Genomic DNA, 6,710 nt, shown 5'->3' with positions numbered 1-6,710 from the left:
TCAGGGATAGACTCGTCAGTTGTTTTCTCATGCTGTTGACGCTCCTCGCCTTAAAAGTGCGAGGATTCTTGGTTCTTAGACACACCTTACAATTATCTATCCTTGCGGCAATCCTTAAACCAAAAGCCCGTAGAAAACTACTAAGCGTCGAGTCTAAGTTAGATAACCCCAGAGGGAGCCTGCTCCCCAAGCGTAATGGTACTTTGTGAAAGTGTCTGATCCATCAGTTCTCTCTCTTTCCCTACGTTCCTGTCCGCCCGACAGTACGCTTGCTCTTAGTCCATTGATTGACTAATGTTTTTACTTTTCTGGTATCGGCACTCGTTTAAGTCCATGGGTTTTTAAAGAGGTTTCTCGCGCCTCACGTACTAGCGTCTACTTTACGTGATAAATATCGATTCCTCGATTGGTGGTACTCACGAATCCCACCCCGCGCTAGGCTACTTTTCTAGTATACACCCACAAGAAAGTATATCCGGAAGCTTTTAAAAGTCCCGATGGCAGGGGGAGGCTTGAAACCCAAGTTTCCGGGTCAAAACTGTCACGTCGTATCATCAATCATTCATCATTAGCCATTGGGTTTTGCCAATGACTAATGACAAAGACATATCGCTTGATTCTAAAAGCGATCGACGCTACCCCCGAAGATGGGTTCCACCCGAATCGCTAAAACGCTGGAAGGGCGTACTACCATATATTCGCCCTGAATATTTTTAATCGGGACACTGATAAAGTCGTTCGAGGTCGATTTGGGCATGAGTTCGCTACTATACCATTTCTGAAACTCTTGAATTGTGGTAAAGCGCACCTCTTCCCGGTGTCCGCCAGCGATAAGAATGTGAACGGCAAACTCATCTGGAGTTCTTGGCATGAAATTTTCTCCTCAATCCATCCCAATTATCTTAACCCCGCCAGAAGACCCTCACCGAAAAAGAGGTTGGTAAGGGGGAAACTGGAAGCCCCTGTTGTTCACGATATGGAAGAAAGTTTCCCCCTTACACAAACAACTGAGCCTAAGGGAATCCTTATTGATAGGCATAACCATCGCTTCTGTGAATAAATGAGCAGTACCTGTGATTGATTCCAGCTACTCGACCTGTAGCTGTCGTGATATCAAAACTACCTGTTGCTCGACATAAAACCCGACCAACATAAGAACCAATTTTCTTGCCTTTGGTGACAACAGCCTTAACAATATCGCCAGTTTTAAAACCAAAGTGCTTCTTAATGTTTGACCGATGACGAATCGGAAAACCATATTTATCAGTACCACACATTTGACGGTTGCCATGTCCTGTTGCTTTGATAATCAAAGGTTTTGATACCAGAATTCTCAAGGGTTTTGGAGTTGATGCACCTACATTAGAAGCATCCAGCCAATGAGTTTTCGGTAAGTTTTGGCGGCAACGATTGTATTTAGTCCTACCACCTGTCCCAGTTTCTACCGGTAAACCCAACTCTTTAAGAGAGTTAAACAGTTTCCATCGAGTAGCATTGACGGCAGCAGTATCGGTTAAAGGCTTTTTAGCTTGATCAAGGATTGACTTGAGCAAGTCGGGTTTCTTTTTCAAAAACTGCTCAATGGGTTTATTTCCCTTCTTCTGATTGCATTGGGTACAACTTAAAGTCAAGTTAGATACACGATTAGAACCCCCTTTTGATTTAGCGATTATATGCTCAATTTCTAATTGAGTATCGCTAACACCGCAGTAAGCACACTTCCGATCCCATTTTTCGAGCATATATTCTCTTAGTTCGTATCCAGCAAGTACACCTTGTTGATACTCGACTCCAGAGATCTCTGGATTCTGAATCAATTGAGTGTCGAAGCGCACCAATTCAGTTGATATAGACGTGACAGGAGATAAACTCAATAACCGTTTAACCCAAGTCAAGATGTTATCAACTCGGCTAACTAATGAAGGTGGTAACCAACCATCAGCGCGACAACGATTATTAAACCGAGGTTGACGATAGCGAGTTTTGCGATTTCTGCGAGAGCGTCTTAACTGCCTCCTAGAGGTTAGACTTTCTCGAACCTGGACTCCTCTGTGAGTTAGTTCTGCTGCCCACAAAACTACATCGTTTCTCAAGATTGCTATTCCCGTGGTTTTTGTACCTGGATCAATCTTAATTCTTAAAGGTTGATTGTCCGTTTCTTTAACCTCCTCTTTCAAAATGATTGTGAAAGGATACCTCTTAAACACAGCAGCTTTACCTGTTTTGAGCAGTTTTCTGGCTCTAGCAGGATGGGTTGGGTTTAATGGTTTTTTGTCGCTGTTTAAGACCCATACAAACATGAGTTTTATCTCCCTTACGGGGTAAAGTGAACCGAACCTAAGAGGTTCCGCTTCGCTAACGCCAATGTTTAGAGTCGGTACTTTCCAAGCGGCACTTCCTTAACCCTTGTACAGATGTTTAACCGACTTGGTTCTAGTGCTACAAACTGGTTCATGCATTCGTAGGTAGGAACTTTAACACTTGCTCTAAACGTAGACCTCATGAGTCTTAGGCTGGTCATGTAGGCTTGCAAAAACTATTCGAGCGTGGCAAGAATAAAGTCTTACAAGCCCCCGCATTTATGCGTGGGGTTCATGACGTCAATACATTAAACCGTTGCAGTAATGTTTCTAATACCACAGGCAAAGTCTTTTGTAAATCCTCAGGTTGGCGAAATAATAACTGCTGGTGCTGGGGAACCTCAAAGGGAAATTGTCCTGGTAAGTCTTGGCGTTCCATCTGCACCAGCAAAATTTGTTCTCGGCGCTTGCTGGTTAGGGCGTAACCGATTTCGACACAGACTTGAGGGCTAGGGATCACGAGGGGTGTCTGTTCTCTGTCCAATTTCGCGATCGCAGTACCATCGGCGACAAACAGCAAACTCTTACGGATGTGGCGCATCTGGGTACTACTGAGGCGCATCGGTTCACCCGCAGGGCGACGGGACTGTTCTAGGGTTAGGGGGAGACGCGATCGCTGATTGAAGCCCTCAAGGGTGTCATTCAGGCTATCCCGTAGCGCAACACTTGCACTAGAGCATTCAGTTTGATGACTCAAAAAGATAATCGGATCGAGTTGCGCCATCACCTCTTGCTTGGTGAAGTAAATCTCGTGGGAGATCAAATCAATATTGGAAATGGCATAGCCGCCGCTACCTTCGATGTAAAACTCTACCGTTTCCCCATCCAGGTAGCGCCCAAACCATTCCGATTGTTTGACATCCTGACTATCGTCTAAGAAGTCAGCCCTTAACCCGGACTTGAGCAAGCTGTTTTTGCTTAACCGTAGATCGTGAGGGCGTTTCTCCAGTTCTTTAATCGGTTCGTATTGCTGGAGATACCAGGCTTTCAGAGCAATGATTGCCATGCTGTGTGATAAAGGGTTCGACGCCTAACATTAAAATTCCCAGTCCTGGAATTTTAACAATAAGCGGAAATATCTTCACCACATTCATCTGCCAAATAGCACAGCGCCCGGAAGCGTAACCCTACCACTTCCTCATAGAAGGGATTCAGCTTACACAGAGGCGGAATGTGAAATAGGGTACGCCCAAATAGTTTAATGTCGCGCTCAAAGGGACATTGAGCGGGGATCAGATGGCAGATCAAGTGTGCCAGTTGGGGATTGTGTACTTCAACCCCATCAATCCACCGTTTAATTGGTTTGAGCAAATCAAACCGTTTTTTCCGTTGGGGAGGTTGGGTTGGGGTTGAGGACGGCTGTTTTGGCTCTATCCAAACCCATTTCGTAAAAATCAGTTTCTTTGCTGTAAAATCAGATACATTCATAAATCTTTCCTGTGTTAGCAACAAACCAACTAAACCACTTCTTATTCACCTACAATTACTCTGGCATTCATACCGGATGAATGTCGGTAAAGCTTTGGTGAAGTTTTAGAGTGAAGTTTGCACGTTCTGTAAACTCAACCCGAGCAAAAGCTGGTGTATTCACAGTTTCTTGGTTCTGTTGGTGATGACCCAGATGTTAAGAAAACTGGGTTATATATGCTGCTCTAACCAAGGAGCAGCGCATCTTAAAAGCAGGATTTATAAAGAGTTACTCGGTTGTGAGTCAATATGTCAAAACGAGCGATAAAAAAGCTGGTAATTGCCACTTTCTCCCCATTATTAAAGCTAGAGTGCTGATTTTCATGTTGCCAGAGGCTGAATTTGGGGGTATGAGGAATCTAACTGAAGTTCAGTTCACTGCCGTAGCGGTGTCCGTGACACCACTTATAAGCATAACTCATTAAGATTATCAGGTTAACTGATATATGAGGAAGCGATCGCAAAATCTTCGGGATTGCTCTGGGTCAGGTGACCTCTGCTCAATCCCCTATCTGCCTATCTGGTAGTCAGTCATCTGAGATCGGCAAAGGAATGCGATCGCACCCGCGACTTTTTACATAAATCTGAAATCGAGAGGCAATACGCACGCTGGCTACACCGATACAGACACTGAGGAGGAATGAACCTAAAATAAGCATTTTGGATCGCCGAAACCCTTGATATACTGTAGGGTGGGCACTGCCCACCAGCCTTAACCATGAAATCGACTAACACCGTTGTTCTGATCACAAGTGTATTCATGTTCAGTGTCTGGGGATGGGGAATCACTCAAGCCGCCGAACCCAGTCTGGGGAGTTCTTTTCGGGATTTTTGTCTTCAAAAAGAAAGTTTGTCAGCCGAGACTATAAAAACGGTGGAGGTGCTGTTAGAAGCAGCAGGCACAAACGTAGCAAGAGTGTTATTTTGACTATCAATACTCAGTTTACGGTCAACAGTACTAACCGCACTATTGAATAGATCTTGTTTTTTATTGATAAACCCCTATTAACATTGTAGAGACGTAGCATGCTACGTCTCTACAGTCGGTATACCCTAAGAAGCCGCCTTAGCTGCTGTGCGCTGACGCCGACGTCCTACCGTTTTCACAGGAGCTTCCTCTGGATTTTGTAGCAAGAAAACCACTAGAGGACGGCTTTGAAGTTCGCGGCGAGTTAACCGTTCTAAATCCCGCTCAATTTTCTGTTGCAATCCTGTCCAGTCAATTTCTGGTTGTTTTTTGTCATCAAAGGATTTGGCGAAGTCTGTCCACCCATCGCTCAATGTTCGTTCAATCGTCTTAATCACTAACTGTTGCAGCAAGGATTTCTCCACACTAGCGACTACACCCCGCAGGTGAATTTCAGGTTGGGCGAGGAGTTTACCTTCCCAACTTACGGCGGCGGCGACAGTCACTACCCCATCTCCTGCAAGCTGCTGACGTTCCTTAAGCACTTCATGATGCACGATACCCGATCGATCCACTAGCTCAATACCAGAGGGGACTTGACCGACAACGCTAATACTATCCTCCGTTAATTCCACCACATCCCCGTTATTGGTAATCACAATATTTTCCGCTGGGATACCCATACTTTGTCCCATTTTCCCATGTTGGATCAGCATCCGATGTTCCCCGTGAACGGGCATGAAAAACTTGGGTCGGGTCAAAGCGAGAATCAGCTTATGGTCTTCTTGAGCACCATGACCAGAAACGTGAATCCCTTGATGGCGTCCATAGATCACGTTTGCCCCTTGCATCATCAGGCGATCGATGGTGTTGACAACCGCGATTGTATTACCGGGAATGGGATTAGCAGAGAAAACAACTGTGTCACCTTCTTGAATTTTCAGTTTCCGGTGTTCCCCTTTGGAAATACGGGTGAGAGCAGCCAGGGGTTCACCTTGAGACCCAGTGGTTAAAATTAACACTTTTTCTGGGGGTAAACTATTGGCGGCGTGGAGTGGCTCAAATAAGCTATCGGGACATTTTATGTACCCCAGATTCCGAGCTTGAGCAATAACATTGAGCATGGAACGACCGACAACCGACACCACTCGGTTTTGTTTTTGTGCCAGATCTAAGATGAGTTGCACTCGATGAACCGATGAGGCAAATGTGGTGACCAGTATTCGTCCCGGTGCTTGGGAGAAAATGCGGTCTAGGTTGGGATAGACGGACGCTTCGGAAGGGGTATGTCCGGGAACTTCAGCGTTGGTGGAATCGCTGAGGAGACAAAGCACTCCTTTTTCACCGTGTGCGGCTAACCTCTGGAGATCAAAGTATTCGCCATCGACCGGGGTATGATCGACTTTAAAGTCTCCGGTGTGGATAATGACCCCAATGGGCGTGTGAATTGCTACGGTAAAACTATCGGCAATGGAGTGAGTGTTGCGAATATATTCAACCATAAAGGACGAACCGATCCGCACCATGTCACGAGGGCTAACGGAATTTAATTTTGTGCGATCGGCAACTCCTGCTTCCTCGAGTTTCCCTTGCAGCAGCGCCATCGCCAGTCGAGGTCCGTGAATGACGGGAATATCGAATTGCTTCAAGTGATAGGGAAGTCCACCAATATGATCTTCGTGACCATGGGTGACAATCATGCCCTTGATTTTATGGCGATTTTCCCGCAAATAGGTCATATCGGGCAGAACGATATTAACCCCGTGCATTTCATCATTAGGAAATCCTAATCCTGCATCCAAGAGAATAATTTCATCGTTGAACTCGAAAATACAGGTATTTTTGCCAATTTCATGCAGCCCACCCAAGGGAATTATTTTTAGAGCGGCTGAAGATTTATTACTAGTCAATTTGCCTCCTTTGAGATTTCTATTTCTCATTAATTACAACGTTAAACCTGAATTGAAAATTGCCGT

Annotated in this window: 7 protein-coding genes; 2 read left to right on the top strand and 5 right to left on the bottom strand. The window is 45.3% G+C overall.

Annotated elements, in window-relative coordinates; all coding sequences use genetic code 11:
* Positions 1 to 209, top strand: a 209-nt coding sequence (locus RIM23_RS28200; protein WP_446371461.1) for a hypothetical protein, incomplete at its 5' end; no start/stop codon positions are given.
* A 410-nt stretch (positions 210 to 619) separates the two neighbouring features.
* On the opposite strand, the gene RIM23_RS28195 is transcribed toward RIM23_RS28200, so the two are convergent.
* The 4 genes from RIM23_RS28195 to RIM23_RS28180 all read right to left on the bottom strand — a co-directional run bounded on the left by RIM23_RS28195 (position 620) and on the right by RIM23_RS28180 (position 3,788).
* Entirely contained in the window at positions 620 to 871 is a 252-nt protein-coding gene (locus tag RIM23_RS28195; protein WP_446371459.1) for a hypothetical protein, read from the bottom strand.
* A 154-nt stretch (positions 872 to 1,025) separates the two neighbouring features.
* Positions 1,026 to 2,300 carry an RNA-guided endonuclease IscB gene (iscB, locus tag RIM23_RS28190; protein ID WP_446358384.1) on the bottom strand — a complete coding sequence of 425 codons (1,275 nt, stop codon included), beginning with the start codon at positions 2,298 to 2,300 and terminating at the stop codon, positions 1,026 to 1,028.
* Between the two features lie 292 nt (positions 2,301 to 2,592).
* Positions 2,593 to 3,366 carry a hypothetical protein gene (locus RIM23_RS28185; RefSeq protein ID WP_446371457.1) on the bottom strand — a complete coding sequence of 258 codons (774 nt, stop codon included), beginning with the start codon at positions 3,364 to 3,366 and terminating at the stop codon, positions 2,593 to 2,595.
* A 53-nt stretch (positions 3,367 to 3,419) separates the two neighbouring features.
* The gene (locus RIM23_RS28180) at positions 3,420 to 3,788 is read right to left on the bottom strand and encodes a Mo-dependent nitrogenase C-terminal domain-containing protein (protein WP_446371455.1); all 369 of its coding nucleotides are present in this window, start codon (positions 3,786 to 3,788) and stop codon (positions 3,420 to 3,422) included.
* A 757-nt stretch (positions 3,789 to 4,545) separates the two neighbouring features.
* Here RIM23_RS28180 and RIM23_RS28175 point away from each other — a divergent pair.
* Positions 4,546 to 4,755: a hypothetical protein gene (locus RIM23_RS28175; RefSeq protein ID WP_446371453.1), complete on the top strand. Its 210-nt coding sequence runs from the start codon at positions 4,546 to 4,548 to the stop codon at positions 4,753 to 4,755.
* A gap of 125 nt (positions 4,756 to 4,880) precedes the next feature.
* Here RIM23_RS28175 and RIM23_RS28170 read toward each other — a convergent pair whose 3' ends face one another.
* On the bottom strand, positions 4,881 to 6,674 hold the full coding sequence (locus RIM23_RS28170; RefSeq protein ID WP_446371451.1) for a ribonuclease J: 1,794 nt from the start codon (positions 6,672 to 6,674) through the stop codon (positions 4,881 to 4,883).
* Positions 6,675 to 6,710 lie beyond the last annotated feature (36 nt).

Source organism: Coleofasciculus sp. G3-WIS-01, from assembly GCF_040223135.1.
Taxonomy (GTDB): Bacteria; Cyanobacteriota; Cyanobacteriia; order Cyanobacteriales; family Coleofasciculaceae; genus Coleofasciculus.
Note: the sequence above shows the minus strand (reverse complement) of the source record. Positions and strands in the feature narration are given on the sequence as shown.

Excerpts from the sequence above, each read along its gene's own strand:
- RIM23_RS28170 (WP_446371451.1), bottom strand. The coding sequence starts at position 6,674 with ATGAGAAATAGAAATCTCAAAGGAGGCAAATTGACTAGTAATAAATCT.
- iscB (WP_446358384.1), bottom strand. The coding sequence starts at position 2,300 with ATGTTTGTATGGGTCTTAAACAGCGACAAAAAACCATTAAACCCAACC.
- RIM23_RS28185 (WP_446371457.1), bottom strand. The coding sequence starts at position 3,366 with ATGGCAATCATTGCTCTGAAAGCCTGGTATCTCCAGCAATACGAACCG.
- RIM23_RS28195 (WP_446371459.1), bottom strand. The coding sequence starts at position 871 with ATGCCAAGAACTCCAGATGAGTTTGCCGTTCACATTCTTATCGCTGGC.
- RIM23_RS28175 (WP_446371453.1), top strand. The coding sequence starts at position 4,546 with ATGAAATCGACTAACACCGTTGTTCTGATCACAAGTGTATTCATGTTC.
- RIM23_RS28180 (WP_446371455.1), bottom strand. The coding sequence starts at position 3,788 with ATGAATGTATCTGATTTTACAGCAAAGAAACTGATTTTTACGAAATGG.